The organism is Flavobacteriales bacterium (assembly GCA_020635855.1).
In the GTDB taxonomy this organism is placed as follows: Bacteria; Bacteroidota; Bacteroidia; order JACJYZ01; family JACJYZ01; genus JACJYZ01.
Genome location: JACJYZ010000004.1, coordinates 414,470 through 434,093 on the forward strand (window position 1 = coordinate 414,470; position 19,624 = coordinate 434,093).

Here is a 19,624-nt window from a genome sequence, read left to right on the forward strand (position 1 = left end):
ACATCCAAAGGAAACAAGAAAATTCGGGATTCGAAAAAATAAACGCAGCCGGAATCAGGCTATTCAACAATTTCTTCCTGGATCAGGATGCCGTTCTTGAAAACAGCGATTCGCTCCAGTTTGTGGCGTTTTCCGTACTGATAGATCTTACCGTTGATGAGGCGTCCACCTTCAAAATAACCTTCCTTCCAGATCTGTTTGCGTTTGTTGTAGAGCTTGTGATTTCCGGTACCGGTAAACACGCCCAGGTCATCTCCTTTTACAACCAACGGAATTTCATTCAGGTGTTCGCTGGATTTATCGATGGCAACCTCCTCCTCTTTCTTTTCCGGTACTTTCTTCTCAAACACCTTTGTTTTATCGGGGTTGATCTTGCCACCCGAATAATCTTTGATCGATTTGAGGGTGCCATCCGCATAGTATTCTCTTTGTTCGCCGTCTTCCTTGCCACCGTTCCAATTGCCTTCGATCATGACCTTACCGTTGGGGTGGTAATACACCTGTTTTCCCTGGCGGCGTCCGTTTTCATAATTCCATTCGTAAGCCAGGTTGCCGTTTTCGTGGTAGTACTTGTAGGCACCGTCCCATTTCTGATTTTTCCAGAATCCTTCTTCGGAAATTTTACCTGTTTTGTAGTAGAATTTGGCGTACCCCAGTGGCTTGTCGTCCACGTAGGTGATCTCATTCTTCAGGTTTCCCTCACAATAGTATTGTTTCCAGATGCCCTCTTTCAGGTTGTCTTTGTATTCACCTTCTTCTACTTTGGTTTCATCTGCACATTTCCATTCCGGATGATCTTTGCCATAGAAAACCCAATGTCCCTGTTTCAGGTTGCCGGCATCAGTCATGTTCACGGTGTCCCCGACAGCCGCATTCTGAGCCGCGGAGGTACCGAAAATGCTAGATGTGAAAAATCCCAACAGAACGATAAAGAATCCCCTTTTCATGTTTCTTGACTTCTGGATCAAGTTCGGACTTTAGCAAGTTGCGTTTTTTTTATGTCGAAACGCCACCAAACGGTATACGGAGGTTACGGTGCGAAGTTATTTACTTTAGATCAAATACATGACCTACCCGACAAATATGCTAAAATTTGCAATAGGTGCTTTCCCGAGGGGGTGAATTAACAATTTATTTCTGATGGGCAGCCAGCACCATCGGGAGATGGGTAAGCATGTCATCCACCATTTCGTTCAGTCCATACCCGGGGGTCCAGTTCCAATCATTCCTCGCGACAGTGTCATCAATGGAGGCAGGCCATCCGTCAGCGATGGCCTGGCGATGATCCGGTGCATAGGTGCAAACAAACTCGGGGATTCGCTTTTGAATGCCTGCCGCCAGTTCACCCGGGGTAAAGCTCATGGCCGTTACATTGTAGGAAGACCAGATGGAAATTTTATCGGCCGGCGCATCCATCAGGGAAAGGGTGGCATGCACCGCATCCGGCATGTACATCATGGGAAGCATGCTGCCTTCTTTCAAAAAAGACGCATAGGAATGACTCTTTAAAGCGCCGTGAAAAATGTGAACGGCATAATCCGTTGTACCACCACCCGGCATCGTTTTGTACCCGATCAATCCCGGGTATCGTATGCCCCGCACATCTACCCCGAACTTGTTGTGGTAGTATTCACACCATCTTTCTCCGGCCAGTTTACCAACACCGTATATGGTGTTCGGTTCGGTAATGGCATGCTGGGGCACCTGTTGTTTGGGTGTGGTTGGACCGAACACGGCAATGGAACTGGGCCAGAAGACCTTTTTGATCCGCCCTTCCTTTGCCAGGTCAAGTACGTTGAACAATCCTTCCATGTTCAACCGCCATGCAAAAGCCGGATTTTTTTCCGCTACAGCCGATAGCAAAGCCGCCAACAAATAGATCTGGGTGATCCCGTGTTTCTGAACAACTTCCAGCAAACGATCTTTATCCAATACATCCAGATGTTCAAACAACATCTCCTGCCCGGTCCCGGGATCCTTGATATCTGAACACACCACCCGGTCTTCACCGAACCTGGCCCTCAAACCTTCCGCCAACTCTTCACCCAGTTGTCCGGAAGAACCTATAATCAAAACTTTTTCCATGTTACACGACACTTTGAGGGCAAATGTAGAATTTTAGGCATAAGGTGTAAATACGAATTCCGTTATCTTTACGAAGTTCAAAATACCCAGACTTCCTAAGACATGAAGCCAAAGACACCGAAAGATTCTCTTGCCATCCTCACGGAGATCGTGCTTCCGAATGAAACCAACGCCCTTGATAACCTGATGGGCGGACAGTTGCTTCACTGGATGGATATTGCCGCCGCCATTGCTGCCCACCGTCACAGCGGAAGGGTTGTGGTTACCGCGTCCGTTAACCATGTATCGTTTACCAATCCTATCCGGAAAGGAGAGATCGTTACACTGGAAGCGAAAGTTTCGCGCGCATTCACATCTTCCATGGAAGTGTTCATTGATGTGTGGGTAGAAGGTCAGCGCGGAGAAAAGGAAAAGACCAACGAAGCCATATATACTTTTGTCGCAGTCGATCAACGGGGAAACCCGATCGAGGTACCACCCATCGAGCCTGAAACGGAACTGGAAAAAACACGCTTCGCTGGTGCACTGAGAAGGCGTCAGCTGAGCCTGATTCTGGGAGGTAAGATGAAACCTGATGATGCCACGGAACTGAAGGCGCTTTTTACCAATACTGATTAATGAAGCTACCGGGAGCGGGACTCCCAGGTGTCGCGTACAAAGTCAACAACCGGCTCAAATTGCTGGTCGTTCATGCAACGGAAGTGCTTCTTCGGGCAGCTGTCAAAACCGATCTTGCTGCAGGGCCGGCATGACAGGTCTGCTACTTCGGCTGACATCCAGCGTGCGGTGGTTTTCGATCCATAATAAGGATACATGCCAAATGCCGGCACCGTGTTGCCCCAGAAAACGACCATGTCTTTCTGAAAAGCAGCACCGACGTGCATCATTCCGGTATCATGGGTGATCAACACCTTCGCATGTTTGACCAGGGTTGCTGACTCGGTTAATGACAGGGTTCCGCAGGTATCGTGCACATGAGGGCCAAGCACTTTCACCATGCGTGCGCCCCTTTCTTTTTCCGCTGTACCTCCCATCAATACGATCGGGTAGGGCAACATCCGGCAAAGCTCCACCAGTCGTTCTTCAGGTAAACATTTGGTGGCATGCTGTGCTCCGATAACCAAACCGATGTATCCGCTTTGCATGGATGGGGGTAATCGCTGAAGCACGTCGTCTGCCTTCGGTTCAAGGTATACATCCAGTCCCTTTCCATCCTTCTTCACGCCGAGCCGGGACGTTGTCATGAGGTAGCGATCCACAACATGCATATCAGGCATGAGGTTTTTCTTGAAATTAACCAGGATCCATTTCCTGACATTCATTTTAGGGAAGGTATAACTCCTGCGTTTGAGTGCCTTCTTCAACCTGGCGGAACGCAGGCTGTGCTGCAGGTCGATGACCACATCGTAATGCTGGGCAACCAATAACACCAGGATCTCGGTGATGGATTCGTCAAAAAGGAAGAAGCGATCCACATGCGGATTGTGAACCAACAGTTCTGAAAACTTCCGTTTGCATGCGAAGTGAATTTCAGCACCGGGTACCTGTTCCTTGACCGCACGCAGCACCGGTGTGGTGAGCACCACATCTCCGATGGAGCTGAAACGTATGACCAGTATTTTCATGAAATGACGGCTTGCAAGGTACAAAACAAAAAGCCCCGCGTACAGGGTACACAGGGCATGATTATAAATGGCGGACCCGGATTACTCGGCTTTCAGGTGTGTCTGTGATCCGTTGTCGTCCTTCAGCCACAACTCCTTACTTGTCAGCCTGAGGATCTCACTTGCATCGGTGGTGCTTGTTGAACCAAGGGTGGTAATTAGCTCCAGCTTTGATTTGTCATCCGACAGTTGCCAGGTAAGCGCACTTGAAGAAGTACCACCATTCACAGAAACCTGACCGTCGTCCTTCAGTTCATATTTGTTCGGGCTGGAAGGTGTGGTCTCATTTCCGTTGGCATCAATGAACGACTCTTCTGTCCATACCCGCTGCAACCGGGCTTTTTTCGACTTGAAGCTGATCATGGGACCCTCTTCGTATTTCTTACAACCGGTCAATGCGGCACCGGCTACAAGCAGGATCATCAAAGCAAATTTAATAGCGGTTTTCATATGTAGAGAAATTGGTTACGGTTACAGACACCTTCGATTCCTATCCTCTGAGATTCCAAATGCGGGCAAAACAGAGGCATTCCAAAAAATTTATTTGACGCGAAGGCAATTTACAAAAAGAACATGCACGCAATGTGCGACCTTAATTTCAAACTTTATGCCAACGATTTTTCTGATGGCGAAATGAAAAGGCTATTTTTGCGCATGCGCCTGGTAGATACGCATAGCCATTTATACTTGCCTGAATTTTCCGAAGACCGCGGTGACATGCTGAATCGCGCCTTTGAAGCCGGGGTTGAACGCATCTACTTACCCGACATCCACCAGGCCACTTCAGCCGACCTCCGAAAACTTGCCACCGATTGGCCGGAACGTTGCTTTGCAATGACCGGATTGCATCCCTGTTATGTAAAACCGGAAACCTACAGGGAAGAACTGGCCCATGTAGAATTCAGTGCCGCAAGTGGTGGGTTCTGCGCCATTGGTGAAATCGGTATTGACCTGTACTGGGATACATCCACCCGTACCATCCAGGAAGAAGCATTTTTGCACCAGGTTCAACTTGCACAAAACCTGCATCTCCCGGTTGCAATCCATTCGAGGGAAGCAACCGATGTGATCCTGGATTTGCTGGAAGCCCATGCTGACAAACCCGTTTCGGGCATCCTGCACTGTTTCACCGGATCCATAGAACAGGCACATCGTGCGATTCGTTTGGGCCTTCACCTGGGTATCGGTGGGGTCCTTACCTATAAGAACAGCGGGCTTGATCAGGTGGTCTCACATATCCGGCCCGAACACATCGTTCTGGAAACCGATGCACCCTACCTGGCACCGGTACCTTTCAGAGGCAAACGGAACGAAAGCGCATACATCATTCAGATTGCCAACAAGCTTGCGGAAGTATGGGGAAAATCGCCGGAAGAGGTTGGGGAAATCACCACGCAAAACGCTTTGAGAGTCTTTCAACATGAGTAAAAAGAAATCCATTCTTCTGATTTACACCGGCGGTACCATTGGCATGGTTCAGGATACACAGAGCGGGAGCCTCCGGCCGTTCGACTTTACACACCTGACCCAGCAAATACCTGAGCTGACCCGGTTCGATCTTGCCTTTTCAAGTCACTCGTTCGCACAACCGATGGACTCATCCAACATGACCCCGGAGGTATGGATCAAACTTGCGCAGATCATTGAAGAGCAATACGACCGCCACGACGGATTTGTGATCCTGCATGGTTCAGATACCATGGCCTACACCGCATCTGCCCTAAGCTTCCTGTTGGAGAACCTTGCCAAGCCGGTGATCCTGACCGGCAGTCAGCTGCCCATCGGCATCATCCGCACCGATGCAAGGGAGAACCTGATCACCGCCATTGAGATTGCTTCCTCGGAAACCCCTTTGGTGCCTGAGGTGTGCATCTATTTTGAATACCACCTGTATAGGGGAAACCGGACCAGCAAGATCAACGCGGAAGAGTTTGCCGCCTTTCATTCGTTCAACCATCCGCCGTTGGCCAGCGCCGGTGTTCACCTGAAATTCCATGAGGGCCAAATTGCAAAATGGAACGGGAAACCACTGCAGGTTCATCGCGCACTGGATCCCTCTGTAGCCATCCTGAAAATATTCCCGGGAATCCAGCCCCAGGTGGTGGATGCGATGCTTTCAATCCCGGGATTGAAAGGATTGATCTTAGAAACATACGGCGCCGGAAACGCACCTACGGATGCATGGTTGAGTGAAAAACTTGAGGCCGCCAACAAGCGTGGACTGGTGCTACTGAACATCACCCAATGCCTGGGTGGATCTGTGGAACAAGGCAGGTATGAAACCAGTGTTCAACTTGAGAAAGCAGGTGTGATCAGCGGCAAAGACATGACCACGGAAGCAGCCATTGCCAAGTTGATGTTTCTGCTCGCACAACAGCACGATACAGTTGAAATAAAACGGTTGCTTACCGTACCGTTGTGCGGTGAAATGCACGGGGAATAACCATGACAAAGGACCGGTCCAAATCACCCGATACAGCTTCACCTCCTCCGGTGGTGCTGACATTCTGGAAAACACGACCGGCATGGATTCTGTTTGCCATCTCCGTATTGGTTTACATTCAAACGGTTTCTTTCGACTATGCGCTTGACGATAAGCTGTACATTACACACAACCAGTTTACGCAACAAGGCGTGGACGGGATCAAAGACCTTGTCTCAAACGACCTCCTGGTAGGCTTCTTCGGAAAAGACAAAAAACTTTTGTCCGGTGGCAGGTACCGCCCCATTCCATTGATCACTTTTGCCGTTGAGGTTCAACTGTTCGGCAATGACCCTTCCGTCAGTCATGCCCTTAACCTTATATTATACGGACTCACCTGTTTGCTGCTATACGGTTTGTTGCTGCGGCTTCTTCCATCCCGGCCCGGACAACACCCGATGCTCTCACTGCCTTTCATCGCTACGCTGCTTTTCTGTTTACACCCCCTGCACACCGAGGTGATTGCCAACATCAAAAGCCGGGACGAGATGATGAGCCTTTTCGGTGCCCTGGGAAGCCTTTGGTTTGTACTTGAATACCTGGAGAAGCGCAACGGTTTGTCCATGGCTTGGGCCTTCCTGTGCTTTTTCGGCGCGTTGCTTTCCAAAGAATCCACGGTGACCTTCCTGGCCGCCATCCCTTTCACCCTGATATTTTTCAGAAGCAAGGTGTTGCAGAAGGACGCATCTGACGCAGCATCCCAACAGTTCTCTTTGAAGGAAATCATTCTGGCCATGCTGCCGATTTTTGTTGCATTCGGTTGTTACATGGTCATGCGGATGAGTTTGCTGGATGACAATACCGGCGAGGTCACGGAATTGCTGAACAACCCTTTTGTAGAAAGCAGTACTTCCGACAAATATGCGACCATCTTTTACACGATGGGGTTGTATATCAAACTGCTCTTCTTCCCACACCCGCTCACCAATGATTATTTCCCCCGGCACATCCCCATCATCGGCTGGGGAGATCCGCGGGCTTTTTTATCGTTGATTCTTTATGCGTGGATGATATGGCTTGCTGTTAAAGGATTTTTCAAGAGGTCGCTCATCTCCTGGTGCATCTTCTTTTTTCTTATTTCCTTCTCTTTGTTTTCCAACCTTGTTTTCCCGATCGGTTCTTTCATGAATGAGCGTTTCATGTACGTACCTTCCATTGGGTTTTGTGTGGCATTCGGCGATTTGCTGATCCGTGGAGTGAACAGGTGGAAGTCTTCAAAACAGGCTGTCGAACGAACCCTGGCGTATGCAGTAATCCTGATGTCGTTTGCATTCACCATCAAGACGGTTCACAGGAGCAGGGCATGGAAGAACGACTTCACCCTTGCGATGACGGATGTGGCCATTTCGCCCAACAGCACCAAGGCCAACATGTCAGCCGGTGCAGCACTCATTGAAAAAGCCAATGCCCTTCCAGAGGGAGACATGCAAAGGAAAGCCCTGGCCAACCAGGCCATTCCGTACCTGACAAAGGCACTTGACATCTATTCCAACTACAAACAACCTATGTTGCTGTTGGGCAGCGCTTATTTTTTGCTGGACAACTATGAGGGCGCTTACCAGGGATATAGCCGGGCTCTTCAGATGGATCCGAATTTCGGAGATGCAAAGCGCAACCTGGAATTCATCGCTGATCGGGCAGCATCACAAAAAATTTACAACATCGCAGAAAAGTGCTACCTGACGCTGATCGCCAACGATCCGAATGCGGTTCATATCTATGCAAAACTGGGACAGCTGTACGGCCGGGATATGGGTAACATCCCAAAAGCAAAAGAATACCTTGAGAAAGCAACCCAGCTGGATCCGGCTAATACGGATGTGCTGCAAAAACTCGGAATTGTATATTCTTTAACAGGCGATAATAACAAGGCGCTGGCCACGTTTCTCAAAGCATACGAGCTCAATCCCAAAAACGCCAATGTGCTGATGAACATCGGCATCACCTACCGCAACATGGGTGACACGGAACAAGGGGATTCGTATCTTCAACGTGCATTTGCACTCGACCCCTCCCTCAGAAAATGATCTTGCATGCAGGCTTGATTAGCCTGTTCACCGCATCAATGCAAGACCCGTTATGTTGGAATGATATTTTTTGTAATTTGGTCGCCCTGTTTAGCTCACCTGTGCATCAGGCGATGCTCGGGGAGAGGTGGCCGAGTGGTTTATGGCGCACGCCTGGAAAGCGTGTTTCCCGGAAACGGGATCGGGGGTTCGAATCCCCCTCTCTCCGCAGGATTTAAAGACAGTCGCATCACTGTCCGGACCAATAGTTTAAGGGAAGTATCCGGTGGCCGCATCCAGTGGCTTCCCAAATTGATAACCGTATTTGTTAGCTTAAGTTTCAAAAATTCCTCTATTTTTGGCTCGCCAAAATGCATTTAATCACATCAGAATAACTAACCCTTGTTACCCATGAAAAAGTTGTTTGCTCTTGTTTCAACCTTTGGCTTCCTGATGACAGGCCTCCAATCTGTGGCGATGGCCGAAGAAGCTGCAACTGCTGCAGAACCTGCTGCTGCTCCTGCACAGTCTTTTCATCAGATCATCCTTGAAAAGTTCGTTGATGGCGGTCCCGCATTCATGGGCATCGTTCTTCTCTGTCTGATCATCGGGCTGGCCCTGTGTATCGAGCGTATCATTTACCTCAACATGGCCACTTCCAATAACAAGAAACTCCTGAGTGATATTGACGGCGCATTGCAGTCAGGTGGTGTTGAAGCTGCCATGGAAGTTTGCCGCACCACCCGTGGTCCGGTTGCCAGCATCTTCTACTCAGGTTTGGATAAAGTAAACGAAGGCATCGACACCGTTGAAAAGTCAATCGTGGCTTACGGTGCGGTTCAAATGGGTCTTCTCGAGAAAGGTCTTTCCTGGATTTCACTGTTCATCTCACTGGCTCCGATGCTCGGGTTCATGGGTACGGTAATCGGTATGATCGACGCGTTCGATACCATCCAGGCTTCAGGTGACATTCAGCCCAGCCAGGTGGCCGGCGGTATCAAGATCGCTCTGTTGACCACCGTATTCGGTCTGATCGTAGCCATGATCCTCCAGGTATTCTACAACTATCTGTTGGCCAAGATCGACTCGCTGGTGAACTCCATGGACGAGTCATCCATCAACCTGGTTGATCTCCTGATCCGCTACGGCGTAAAATAATTGAACCGGATAACCTGGTAGTGCCGGCATCCCCGGCATTGCGCAAATGAAACGCTATGAATAGCAAGAATCTCAAATTACTGATCATCATTCCGCTGGTTATTTCGGTGCTGGCTGCCATCTTCACGATCATCATGTTCTACAAGGGTGATGAAACGGTTGCGTCAGATGCAGGTGCTCAAGCGGTAACCATTGTGCCCCTGTTCTACCTCACCTACTTTGTGCTGGGAATTGCAACCCTGGCCGCATTGGTATTCTTTGTGGTGCAGATCATCAAAGGAACGGTGGACATGAAGAAGTTGGGTATCGGACTCGGATCTTTCATATTGGTGATCGTCATTTCCTATGTGATGGCATCGGATACGGTTCCGGTCAAATTTGCAGAAACCATCAGCAGTTCAACCACCAAGTGGGTGGGTGCGGGACTCATCATGTTCTACCTGCTTTTGGCATTGTCGGTACTCGGCATCATTTACTCGGAAGTTTCTCGTTTGTTTAAATAAGCTATGGCAAGAAGAGCATTACAAGAGATCAACGCGGGTTCGATGGCGGATATCGCCTTCCTTCTGCTGATCTTCTTTCTGGTGACCACGCAGATGAATGCAGACCAGGGTCTGCTCAGAAAACTTCCACCCAAGGCCGAAGAACAACCGGATGATCCCCAGATCAAGGTTAAGGAAAGAAACATCTTCGTTGTTCTTGTCAATGCCAACGACCAGCTGCTGGTGGAGGGACAACCCATGGTTGTTTCAAACCTCAGGGAAAAAACCAAGGAGTTCATTACCCCTCATCCGACCGATGAAACTTTTCCTGAAACACAAGATACCATCCTGAAAGTTCCTGGATTGGGCGAGAAAAGAGTAACGCTTACCAAGCAAGTCGTGTCTCTTCAAAACGACAACGCCACGAGCTATGACATGTACATCCAGGTGCAGAATGAGTTGATTGCCGCTTACAACGAGTTGCGCAACGACCTGGCGATGGAATGGTATGGAAAGCCGTTCAGCAAGCTTACCGAAGCACAGGCTGATCCGATTCAGACCGTTTACCCGCAACGTATTTCAGAAGCCGAACCCAAGGAAACAGGGGCCGAGGCAGCACCAGCAGCCGAATAATTCAATACTTGATTTAAGAACCCAGCGATATGTCTCGTTTCAGAAAAAAGAAAAAGAAAGAAGCAACAGCCATCTCCACCGCTTCACTGCCCGATATCGTATTTATGCTGTTGTTCTTTTTCATGATTGCAACCGTGATCCGCGATACCTCCGTGATGGTGGAACAAAAAATGCCCCAGGCCACGGAAATTGAAAAGCTGCAAAAGAAATCGCTTGTCAGTTGTATTTATATCGGCCGACCGAATAGCGAATACCAGAAGGTGTACGGAACCGAACCCCGCATTCAGCTGAACGACCAATTCGGTGATGTAGCGGACATTCCTGAGTTTATCGCCAAAGAGCGTGAATCTAAAATCGAGGCACAAATCCCACAGATGACCACTTCTCTGAAAGTGGATCAGAAAACCAAAATGGGTATTGTGACCAAAGTGAAGCAGCAGCTACGTGAGGTGAATGCCTTGAAAATCAATTACGCTGCCGTAGAACGCAGAAACTAAGCCACAATTTCTTTTCGCCGGCCGGCCAACCACCGGACCAGGAAAAACGAGATAACCAATGACGCCACGGCGGGTAACCAGCCTGTGGCCAGGTTGTCGTCTTCAATCCAACTTTCCGGAATCACCTCCCTGGCTGCCAGGAAATACAGGCTCACCCCAAGGGCATTGTTCACCATGTGCGCGGCTACTGACGCCCGCAATGAGCCGGTCCACCAGAACATGTATCCCAGCATGGCACCCAACACCAACCGGGGCAAGAATCCATAAAACTGAAAGTGCAGGAAGCTGAATACAAAGGCAGTAACCCAGATGGCCGCATGTGGATTCTTTGTCATCTTTCCCATCAACGGCTGAACAAGTCCTCTGAAAATCATCTCCTCACCCAGAGCTGGCACCAATGCTAGCAACAACAAATTGATCAGAAAGATCTTGGCGGAGCCATTGAACAAAATGGCATGTGTCAGTCCGGATGCTGCATCTTCCGCAGCCCTTATCGTGGCTTCCAGACCCGCGAGGCTGTCGGGCAGCTTGAGTCCTGCATTCCAGGTTCCCAGCAAACCCACCAGCGGCTGTGCCGCCGCCATCAGCAAAACCGACATTGCAATCCACCTACCGGAGACCCGCTGCCTGAGTTTCATCATACCCAGGGGGTCACGGGTGGCGAGATAGCCGAACATCATGGCTGGCACCAGGAACAAACCCAGATGCTGAAACAGCAGGATCAGGCGATTGGCTTCCAACACGTTCGGAGCCGAAAAATCACTGAGGATATTGATGTCCTGAAAAATGTTGATGTCATATAATCCTACCAATGTCAATCCGCCCAGTCCTATGAAAATCACAGTAAAACTGAGACAAAGCACACACAGGATCAACAACTGGAGGAAGGGACTGATGTCCCTGAAATACTGTTTTCCGGTCATCCGATAGGCATTTAGTACCTTTGCAGGAAGATGCCAAAGATAGGTAATATCGATTTAGGTGAGTTCCCGCTGTTGCTTGCCCCCATGGAGGATGTGAGTGATCCACCCTTTCGTGCGCTTTGCAAACAGCATGGGGCTGATCTCATGTATACCGAGTTCATCTCATCGGAAGGCCTGATCCGCGATGCGGCCAAAAGCGTAATGAAGCTGGACATTTTTGATGAGGAGCGACCCATCGGCATCCAGATCTTCGGAGGCGATATTGAGTCCATGAAGAAAGCAACGGAACTGGCTGAAAAGGCGGGACCTGACCTGATTGACATCAACTATGGCTGCCCGGTGAAGAAGGTGATCTGCAAAGGTGCCGGGGCAGGTATTCTCAAAGACATTCCCAAGATGGTGGAAATGACCCGTGAGATCGTGAAAAGCACCCACCTGCCTGTTACAGTGAAAACCCGCCTCGGGTGGGATGAAAGCAGCAAGTCCATTGAAGAAACCGCAGAACGTTTGCAGGATGTAGGCATCCAGGCACTGAGTATTCACGGCCGCACCCGCGTGCAGATGTACAAAGGCGAAGCCGACTGGACCCTGATCGGGAAGGTCAAAGACAACCCCCGCATCCGCATACCGATCTTCGGCAACGGCGACGTAGACTCACCCGAGAAAGCCAAACTGATGCGTGACCAATACGGCGTAGACGGCATCATGATCGGCCGGGCCAGCATCGGGTATCCTTGGATATTCAACGAGATCAAACATTTCATGAAGACCGGCAGCCATCTTCCTGCGCCGGGACTTGACGACCGCGTAGAAGCCGCCCGCGAACACCTGAGACGTTCCCTGGCCTGGAAAGGCGATCGCGTAGGTGTGGTTGAGATGCGCCGGCATTATGCCAATTACTTCCGGGGATTGGATCATTTCAAACCCTATCGCTTGCGACTTGTGACAACGGAAGACCCTGGCGAACTGGAAGCGATCCTGGATGAGATCCGGAACCATTACGCAACACTTTCTCAGGCGGTCTGACGCCACTGCAAGGTTTTTCGACTGATCCTACGGGCCGGTATTGCGGCTGCAATGATGCCTATCAGGGTAACCGTTACAAATACCGAAAGCATATCCCTGAAATGTATTTCCACGGGGTAGGCTTCCACAACAAACGTTCCGCTGCCTTCCAGGCTAACAATTCCGTACCGGTACTGCAGCCAGCAAATGGCAAAACCCAACACCACACCTAGTGAACAACCCAACAAGGAGATCATCACACCTTCGGTCATAAACACACGACGAATCATGCGGCCATCGGCACCCATGCTCCAAAGGGTACGTATGTCTTTCTTTTTCTCCACAATCAGCATGGTCAAAGCACCGATGACATTGAACGATCCGATGATCAGTGTGAATGTGAGGATAAGAAAGATGGCCCACTTCTCCGACTTCATGATCTTGTACAACACTTCATGTTGCTCATACCGGTTCTGAATACGGTACGCGGGGCCCAGCAATTTCTCCAACCGGTGCTGTACCTCGAACACATCAGCATCTTTGTCTATCGCAACTTCCACAGCATTTAAGCGCGTGCCATACTGTGTAAGTTCGCGAGCAAGGTTCAGCGGGATGATGACGTATTTCGAATCAAAATCCTGTTGAATGGAAAACACCCCGGAAGGCAATACCTCCCGGATGTTGAATGCATTCTCCGGGGTAATCATCACCCCCTTCTTTGTTTTCTTCGGCACATACAGGTCAATCGGGCGAAACACATTGCCCAGATTCACAGCCAATGCAGACGCCACGCCATAGCCCAGCACAGCCATTTGCCTTCCCTGGTAGGTCAGGGCCGGGCTTCCGTCACGCATCATTTCTTCCAGCCGGGTGATATGAAAATAGGATGAATCCACACCTTTCAAGGTTGCTATGTACGACTTGTCGCCGTACTTCAGCAAGGCATTTTCTTCGATGACCCGGGTATAATGAACCACGCCCTTTTCATGGGCGAGCTTTTCGGCAGGAAATGTTTCGAAATCGAACGATTTGGCCGCTGATGCCGTGATTTTCAGATCAGGGTCGAAGGAGTTGAACAGATCCACGATCAGGCTTTCAAACCCGTTGAACACCGACAACACGATAAAAAGCGCGGCGGTGAGGATCGTCATCACCACCACCGAAATGGCTGAGATGTAATTGATCGCGTTGTGCGACTTGCGGGAAAACAGATACCTGCGGGCTATGAAATAAGGTACATTCACAATATTGGTTTAAGACATACCGTGACCGTTCGTCATTTGTATGCCTTGACAATCAAACCGGCACCCGACCTATGAGGCACACGGGTATCGAGCAGGTTCAGTACAAAACAAAACGGGTACACCACCAGATAGTAAAAGGGTAAGATAACGAAAAATGCCTTTGTAAGGTTGAGTAGGAAGATCGGGATGGTAACTGAAAACAACCCCGACAACATACCCAGCTTTCCGTACGAGTACCTGGCCCTTACCCTGGAAAAACCCGCATTCCGGAGTTTCTCCTGGATGTGGTCGATGTCGTATCCGTCGCGCACATTGGCCTCATCGGTGAGCCGCTGGCTTTTTCTCACCCACTTCATTTCGGTCTTATCTGACAGGGTTGAAACAAGCAGCATACCACCTTCCTTGAGGGATGCATGGATGTTACGAAGCACCCTGTCGTCATCTTCCACCTGAACCAGTATGTCGGCAGCAAGCACAAGATCAAAAGCGTCTTTCTCGCAGAACTCCCTCAAATCACCAATCCGGAACAGCACCTGATCTTTTCCGATTTTCCTGAAGAAGATGTTCCCGTCTGAGATGATGAATTCCTTGTTGTCGATGGCCAGGATGTTCCAGTCTTTATGTAGCCTGGACATGAAGTATGTGTACTGTCCGAAACCGGCACCGGCATCCAGCATGTGCACTTTCTCCGGTGCCTTTTTCGCCCATCTCCTCAGTTCAAAACGCACGTACCAGGCACGCAACAGCACAAGGTCCAGCAAATGATAAAACACCCGTCTGAGGAATGTGCTGCGACTGAAAAATGCACCTAAATCGTTTTTGATCGGATCGTGCCGCATGGTGGGTCTGGCTGCTGATCAGGATGGGTCGAGGCCCGACAGTAGGTTGTCAATCCGTTCGGCATAATCCAGGCTGTCGTCAAGGTAGAAAACAAGATCGGGAATGTGGCGTACCTGGTGGCGGATCTTGGTGCCCAGCATCCTGCGATATTCATGCGCCGCTTCATTGATGCCTTTTACAACAAGGGCCTTGTCAGCCACATTGAACACGCTGAGGTATACCTTGGCGAGACCCAGATCCGGTGTCATGCGCACCATGGTAACGGTGATCATGCCGGCTGCCCCTACCCATTTGCGACCTTCCTGCAGGAAAATCAGGCCCAGTTCCTTTTGCAGCAGGCGTGCTACCTTGTTTTGCCTAGTGGAGTCCATTCCTGCAAAGTTAGAAAAGGTGCAGACATACGTGCAACCCATCGCTATATCCGCTTCCGGTACCGGCGAACATGCTATATTTGTGGATTGCCCGTTGACAGAATCGACAATCGGGCAATCCATTCCACCGGATGAAAAAATTAAGCGTCTTTCTACACATGGCCTTCGCCTTCCGCAAAGAGGCATGGCTGAACATCGTGTTCAATTTCCTTTCGGTCATCTTTTCGGTCTTTTCCATCACCATGATCTATCCCTTCCTGGGCCTGCTTTTCGGCACCATGCAGATCGTGAATGAAAAACCGGCGGCGGATTTTTCCTCTTCCTATTTCCTGGAATTGCTGAACTATTATCTGTCCAACGTCATCAAATCAACCAACGACAAAAGTGCTGCGTTGCTGTTGATATGCGTGCTGGTGGTGGTGGCATTCTTTCTCAAAAACATCTGTCGCTACCTGGCCATGTTCTACCTGGCTACGATTCGTGCAGGGGTGGTAGGCAACCTGAGGAAGGGTTTGTATGAAAAAATCCTGTCACTGCCCCTTTCATTCTATACCGAAAAACGCAAGGGCGACCTGCTGTCACGCGCATCGGTAGACGTTCAGGAAATCGAATGGTCCATCATCAGTTCGCTGGAAGTATTGATGAAAGATCCTCTGAACATCATTTTCATCCTTGCAGGTTTGCTGATTTTCAGTCCGACCCTCACCGGCATCGTCTTCGTCGTGGTTCCAGTGGCGGGTATTTTCATCGGATATATTGGCCGAAGCCTGAAACGCACATCCGCCAAAACCCAGGGGCAACTGGGCATGCTAATCTCCACATTCGAAGAAACCCTGTCGGGCATCCGCATCATCAAGGCGTTCTCCGCCGAAGACAAGATGATGGCCCTCTTTCTCAAACAAAACAACCGTCACTTCCAGCTGATGCAGCGCATGTACCGCAAGCGTGACCTTGCTTCACCTCTGAGTGAATTCCTTGGAGTAACCTCCATGGCCTTCGTGATCTTCGTGGGTGGCAAAATGGTGCTCAGCAAATCCATCATGCCCGACCAACTGATCACCTTTGCCGTGCTGTTCTCGCAGATGATCTCGCCGGCAAAAGCTTTCACCAATGCATTGTACAACATCCAAAGGGGAAGGGCTTCCCTGGAACGCATCCGCTCAGTAATGGATGAAGACCAGCGGATCTTCGAAGCTGAACAACCGAAGGAAGTAACGGCATTTGAGAAAGAAATTCGCTTTGATCATGTGTCATTCGCATACGGTACCGAAGAGGTTTTAAAAGGCATCAACCTGACCATTCCCAAGGGCAGCACCGTTGCATTGGTCGGACAGTCAGGTGCGGGCAAATCCACCATGGCTGATATGTTACCCAGGTTTTACGATCCGCAGCAAGGTGACGTACGAATCGACGACATCCCCATCCGTGAACTGCGCCTTGCTGATCTGCGCGGTATGATGGGCATCGTTACGCAGGAGTCCATTCTCTTCAACGATACCGTGTTCAACAACATCACGCTGGGTGTGAAATCAGCCACAAAAGAGCAGGTGGAGGAAGCTGCCCGGGTGGCCAACGCCCATGAGTTCATCATGCAGATGGAACAGGGGTATGATACTTATATAGGTGAAAGAGGTGGTAAACTATCCGGCGGCCAGCGGCAACGACTGAGCATCGCCAGGGCCGTACTGAAGAACCCGCCGATCCTGATCCTCGACGAGGCTACATCCGCATTGGATACGGAATCGGAAAAGCTGGTTCAGGATGCATTGTTCAAACTCATGCAGAACCGCACCTCTCTGGTGATTGCCCACCGGCTTTCCACCATTCAGCATGCCGACCTGATCGTAGTGATGCAGGAAGGAAACATCATTGAAAAAGGAAAACACGAAGAATTGCTGGCCCTGAACGGAGCTTACAAACGCTTGTTCGAGCTGCAGCATTTTGCGTAATCAGGCACTTACGGCTTCCACTGCCTGCACTTCCGGAATCATCCGTTTCATCAGCCCTTCAATGCCAGCTTTCAGGGTAATGGTGGATGACGGACATCCGCTGCAAGCCCCTTTCAACAACACCTTTACCACTCCCTGGTTATAGGAATGAAAACTGATGGCACCACCGTCCTGCTCCACGGCCGGACGGATGTACTCCTCCAGGATGTTTACGATCTGTTGCTCGATGTCGGTACGGGGAACGGCATCATCTGTAGCCATATTCAATGGAGATGTATGCTCTGTGGCCACAACCTCGGTTTCGGTAAGCACCGGTTCGCCGGTATTCAGGTAATCCCTGATGAACTCGCGCAATTCCATGGCCACCTCGCTCCAATCCACCGACTCGCTCTTGGTCACGCTGATGAAGTTGGCCGCAATAAACACACCCCTTACGAACGGGAACGTGAACAGGCGAGTCGCAAGAGGTGATGACTTCGTTGCCTCCTCAGGGTTCTTGAAATCCACCGCATCTCCTTTCACAAGCATTTTGTTGGCGACAAATTTCATGGCCCCGGGATTCGGGGTGGATTCTGCATATATGGTGATCACCTGCTGCATGGTTCAAATATTTACGCGAAAGACTACCTTTGTTAGACAAGGCTAAAGGTACGCATCACGCGGGTAAAAGCCCATAACGAATGAAGAAAGAAACCGATTTTCTGGTCATCGGGTCAGGTATCGCCGGACTCAGTTTCGCGCTGAAAGCCGCTGCACACGGAACCGTTTGCATGGTTACCAAGGCAGAACCCGAAGAGTCCAATACCAAATATGCTCAAGGCGGGATCGCCGCCGTGATCTACGCCCCGGACACATACGAAAAACACATCGCCGATACCCTGGAGTGCGGAGCCGGCCTTTGCAACGAAGAGGTTGTGCGCATGGTGGTGAGTGAAGCCCCCGAACGCATTCGGGAACTGGTGTCGTGGGGGGTGAATTTTGACAAGACACCCACAGGTGAGTTCGACCTGGCCATGGAAGGCGCGCACAGCGAGAAAAGGGTGCTGCATCATAAAGATGCGACGGGGTATGAGATTGAAACGTCATTGTTGCGGCAAGCACAGGCACACAAGAACATCACCATCCTGGATCATCATTTTGTGGTGGACATCATCACCCAACACCACCTCGGGAAAGAAGTCACCCGCCGCAACAAAGACACCCGGTGTTTCGGCGCCTATGTGCTGGATGTGGAATCCGGCAAAGTGGATACCTTCCTTTCAAAAATCACTTTAATGGCATCCGGTGGGGCCGGGCACGTATACAACACCACCACCAACCCCACGGTGGCTACCGGTGACGGTATCGCCATGGTGTATCGGGCCAAAGGTCAGATCGACAACATGGAGTTCATGCAGTTTCACCCCACTTCGTTGTTCAACCCCGGTGATCATCCGTCTTTCCTGATCTCCGAAGCGGTACGGGGCATGGGCGGCATCCTGAAGAACTGTTCGGGCGATGCCTTCATGAAAAAGTATGATGAACGCGGATCCCTCGCACCACGTGACATCGTAGCCCGCGCCATCGACAATGAAATGAAAACCAGCGGTGATGACTTCGTGTGGCTGGATTGCACCCGCATCGACCCGGTCACTTTCAGGGACCACTTTCCCACCATATACGACAAGTGCATGTCCATCGGCATCCAACCCGAAAAGGACCTGATCCCAGTTGTGCCTGCCGCCCACTACTTGTGTGGTGGCATCCGGGTGGATATGAACGCCAGGAGTTCCATTCAGAACCTGTATGCTGTGGGTGAATGTTCATCCACCGGCCTCCACGGCGCCAACCGGCTTGCATCCAACTCACTGCTGGAAGCCGTGGTGTATGCACACAGGGCTTATGAAGACAGCATCCGTATGCTGACGGAGGTAACATTCGAGCGGACCATTCCCGAATGGGATACCAGTGGCACGGAGGCTGCCGAGGAAATGATCCTGATCACCCAATCGCATCGCGAACTGCGCAGCATCATGAGCAGTTATGTGGGCATCGTGCGGTCCGACCTACGCCTACAGCGCGCACTCGACCGCCTTGAGATCCTTTACAGGGAAACCGAAGCATTGTACGAGAAGACAACTGTTTCCCGGGACCTGTGCGAACTGCGCAACCTGATCAACATCGCTTACCTCATCATCAAAATGGCAATGAACCGGCGACACAGCATTGGCCTCCACTACACGCTGGATGATCCGGATGCCGTGAATCCCCTGCAACGGAATTTTTCCACCCAATTAACCCCCTGA

General features: G+C 50.4%; 20 protein-coding genes and 1 tRNA gene. 12 read left to right on the top strand and 9 right to left on the bottom strand.

What is annotated here, in order from left to right; all coding sequences use genetic code 11:
• Positions 1 to 59: 59 nt before the first annotated feature.
• Together H6585_13830 and H6585_13835 are read right to left on the bottom strand one after the other, a co-directional pair.
• On the bottom strand, positions 60 to 947 hold the full coding sequence (locus H6585_13830; GenBank protein MCB9449409.1) for a toxin-antitoxin system YwqK family antitoxin: 888 nt from the start codon (positions 945 to 947) through the stop codon (positions 60 to 62).
• A 184-nt stretch (positions 948 to 1,131) separates the two neighbouring features.
• Positions 1,132 to 2,085, bottom strand: coding sequence for an NAD-dependent epimerase/dehydratase family protein (locus H6585_13835; protein ID MCB9449410.1), 954 nt, complete (start codon positions 2,083 to 2,085; stop codon positions 1,132 to 1,134).
• A gap of 102 nt (positions 2,086 to 2,187) precedes the next feature.
• Here H6585_13835 and H6585_13840 point away from each other — a divergent pair, with 102 nt between their 5' ends.
• A complete protein-coding gene (locus H6585_13840; GenBank protein ID MCB9449411.1) occupies positions 2,188 to 2,703 on the top strand; it encodes an acyl-CoA thioesterase in 516 nt (171 codons plus the stop codon).
• 5 nt (positions 2,704 to 2,708) lie between these two features.
• Here H6585_13840 and H6585_13845 read toward each other — a convergent pair whose 3' ends face one another.
• Both H6585_13845 and H6585_13850 read right to left on the bottom strand, forming a co-directional pair.
• Positions 2,709 to 3,710 carry a glycosyltransferase family 9 protein gene (locus tag H6585_13845; protein MCB9449412.1) on the bottom strand — a complete coding sequence of 334 codons (1,002 nt, stop codon included), beginning with the start codon at positions 3,708 to 3,710 and terminating at the stop codon, positions 2,709 to 2,711.
• Between the two features lie 81 nt (positions 3,711 to 3,791).
• Positions 3,792 to 4,199 carry a hypothetical protein gene (locus H6585_13850; protein MCB9449413.1) on the bottom strand — a complete coding sequence of 136 codons (408 nt, stop codon included), beginning with the start codon at positions 4,197 to 4,199 and terminating at the stop codon, positions 3,792 to 3,794.
• Positions 4,200 to 4,403: 204 nt separating this feature from the next.
• Here H6585_13850 and H6585_13855 point away from each other — a divergent pair, with 204 nt between their 5' ends.
• The 8 genes from H6585_13855 to H6585_13890 all read left to right on the top strand — a co-directional run bounded on the left by H6585_13855 (position 4,404) and on the right by H6585_13890 (position 11,007).
• Positions 4,404 to 5,177: a TatD family hydrolase gene (locus H6585_13855; protein MCB9449414.1), complete on the top strand. Its 774-nt coding sequence runs from the start codon at positions 4,404 to 4,406 to the stop codon at positions 5,175 to 5,177.
• A complete protein-coding gene (locus tag H6585_13860) occupies positions 5,170 to 6,192 on the top strand; it encodes an asparaginase (protein MCB9449415.1) in 1,023 nt (340 codons plus the stop codon). The genes H6585_13855 and H6585_13860 overlap by 8 nt, the downstream gene beginning before the upstream one ends.
• A 2-nt stretch (positions 6,193 to 6,194) precedes the next feature.
• A complete protein-coding gene (locus tag H6585_13865; GenBank protein MCB9449416.1) occupies positions 6,195 to 8,258 on the top strand; it encodes a tetratricopeptide repeat protein in 2,064 nt (687 codons plus the stop codon).
• A 121-nt stretch (positions 8,259 to 8,379) separates the two neighbouring features.
• Positions 8,380 to 8,466, top strand: a tRNA-Ser gene (locus H6585_13870).
• Positions 8,467 to 8,648: 182 nt separating this feature from the next.
• Positions 8,649 to 9,395, top strand: a complete 747-nt coding sequence (locus H6585_13875; protein MCB9449417.1) for a MotA/TolQ/ExbB proton channel family protein — start codon at positions 8,649 to 8,651, stop codon at positions 9,393 to 9,395.
• 56 nt (positions 9,396 to 9,451) lie between these two features.
• Entirely contained in the window at positions 9,452 to 9,898 is a 447-nt protein-coding gene (locus H6585_13880; GenBank protein ID MCB9449418.1) for a hypothetical protein, read from the top strand.
• 3 nt (positions 9,899 to 9,901) lie between these two features.
• A complete protein-coding gene (locus H6585_13885) occupies positions 9,902 to 10,510 on the top strand; it encodes a biopolymer transporter ExbD (protein MCB9449419.1) in 609 nt (202 codons plus the stop codon).
• Between the two features lie 29 nt (positions 10,511 to 10,539).
• The gene (locus H6585_13890) at positions 10,540 to 11,007 is read left to right on the top strand and encodes a biopolymer transporter ExbD (protein ID MCB9449420.1); all 468 of its coding nucleotides are present in this window, start codon (positions 10,540 to 10,542) and stop codon (positions 11,005 to 11,007) included.
• Here H6585_13890 and H6585_13895 read toward each other — a convergent pair.
• On the bottom strand, positions 11,004 to 11,930 hold the full coding sequence (locus tag H6585_13895) for a CPBP family intramembrane metalloprotease (protein ID MCB9449421.1): 927 nt from the start codon (positions 11,928 to 11,930) through the stop codon (positions 11,004 to 11,006). The genes H6585_13890 and H6585_13895 overlap by 4 nt on opposite strands.
• Positions 11,931 to 11,960: 30 nt before the next feature.
• On the opposite strand from H6585_13895, the gene dusB reads away from it, so the two are divergent.
• Positions 11,961 to 12,956, top strand: coding sequence for a tRNA dihydrouridine synthase DusB (gene dusB / locus H6585_13900; protein ID MCB9449422.1), 996 nt, complete (start codon positions 11,961 to 11,963; stop codon positions 12,954 to 12,956).
• Here dusB and H6585_13905 read toward each other — a convergent pair.
• The 3 genes from H6585_13905 to rbfA are packed head-to-tail and all read right to left on the bottom strand — an operon-like array spanning position 12,944 to position 15,390.
• Positions 12,944 to 14,179, bottom strand: a complete 1,236-nt coding sequence (locus H6585_13905) for an ABC transporter permease (GenBank protein MCB9449423.1) — start codon at positions 14,177 to 14,179, stop codon at positions 12,944 to 12,946. The genes dusB and H6585_13905 overlap by 13 nt on opposite strands.
• A 32-nt stretch (positions 14,180 to 14,211) precedes the next feature.
• Complete coding sequence (locus H6585_13910; protein MCB9449424.1) at positions 14,212 to 15,018, bottom strand: methyltransferase domain-containing protein; 807 nt, start codon at positions 15,016 to 15,018, stop codon at positions 14,212 to 14,214.
• 18 nt (positions 15,019 to 15,036) lie between these two features.
• The gene (gene rbfA / locus H6585_13915) at positions 15,037 to 15,390 is read right to left on the bottom strand and encodes a 30S ribosome-binding factor RbfA (GenBank protein ID MCB9449425.1); all 354 of its coding nucleotides are present in this window, start codon (positions 15,388 to 15,390) and stop codon (positions 15,037 to 15,039) included.
• A 131-nt stretch (positions 15,391 to 15,521) separates the two neighbouring features.
• Between rbfA and H6585_13920 the strand changes: the two genes are divergently transcribed.
• Positions 15,522 to 17,339, top strand: a complete 1,818-nt coding sequence (locus tag H6585_13920) for an ABC transporter ATP-binding protein (protein ID MCB9449426.1) — start codon at positions 15,522 to 15,524, stop codon at positions 17,337 to 17,339.
• Here the strand turns inward: H6585_13920 and H6585_13925 are convergent, their stop codons facing one another.
• Positions 17,340 to 17,939 (bottom strand): NifU family protein, encoded by a 600-nt coding sequence (locus tag H6585_13925; protein MCB9449427.1) that lies wholly within the window; start codon positions 17,937 to 17,939, stop codon positions 17,340 to 17,342.
• A gap of 80 nt (positions 17,940 to 18,019) precedes the next feature.
• Between H6585_13925 and nadB the strand changes: the two genes are divergently transcribed.
• Positions 18,020 to 19,624, top strand: coding sequence for an L-aspartate oxidase (gene nadB / locus H6585_13930; protein ID MCB9449428.1), 1,605 nt, complete (start codon positions 18,020 to 18,022; stop codon positions 19,622 to 19,624).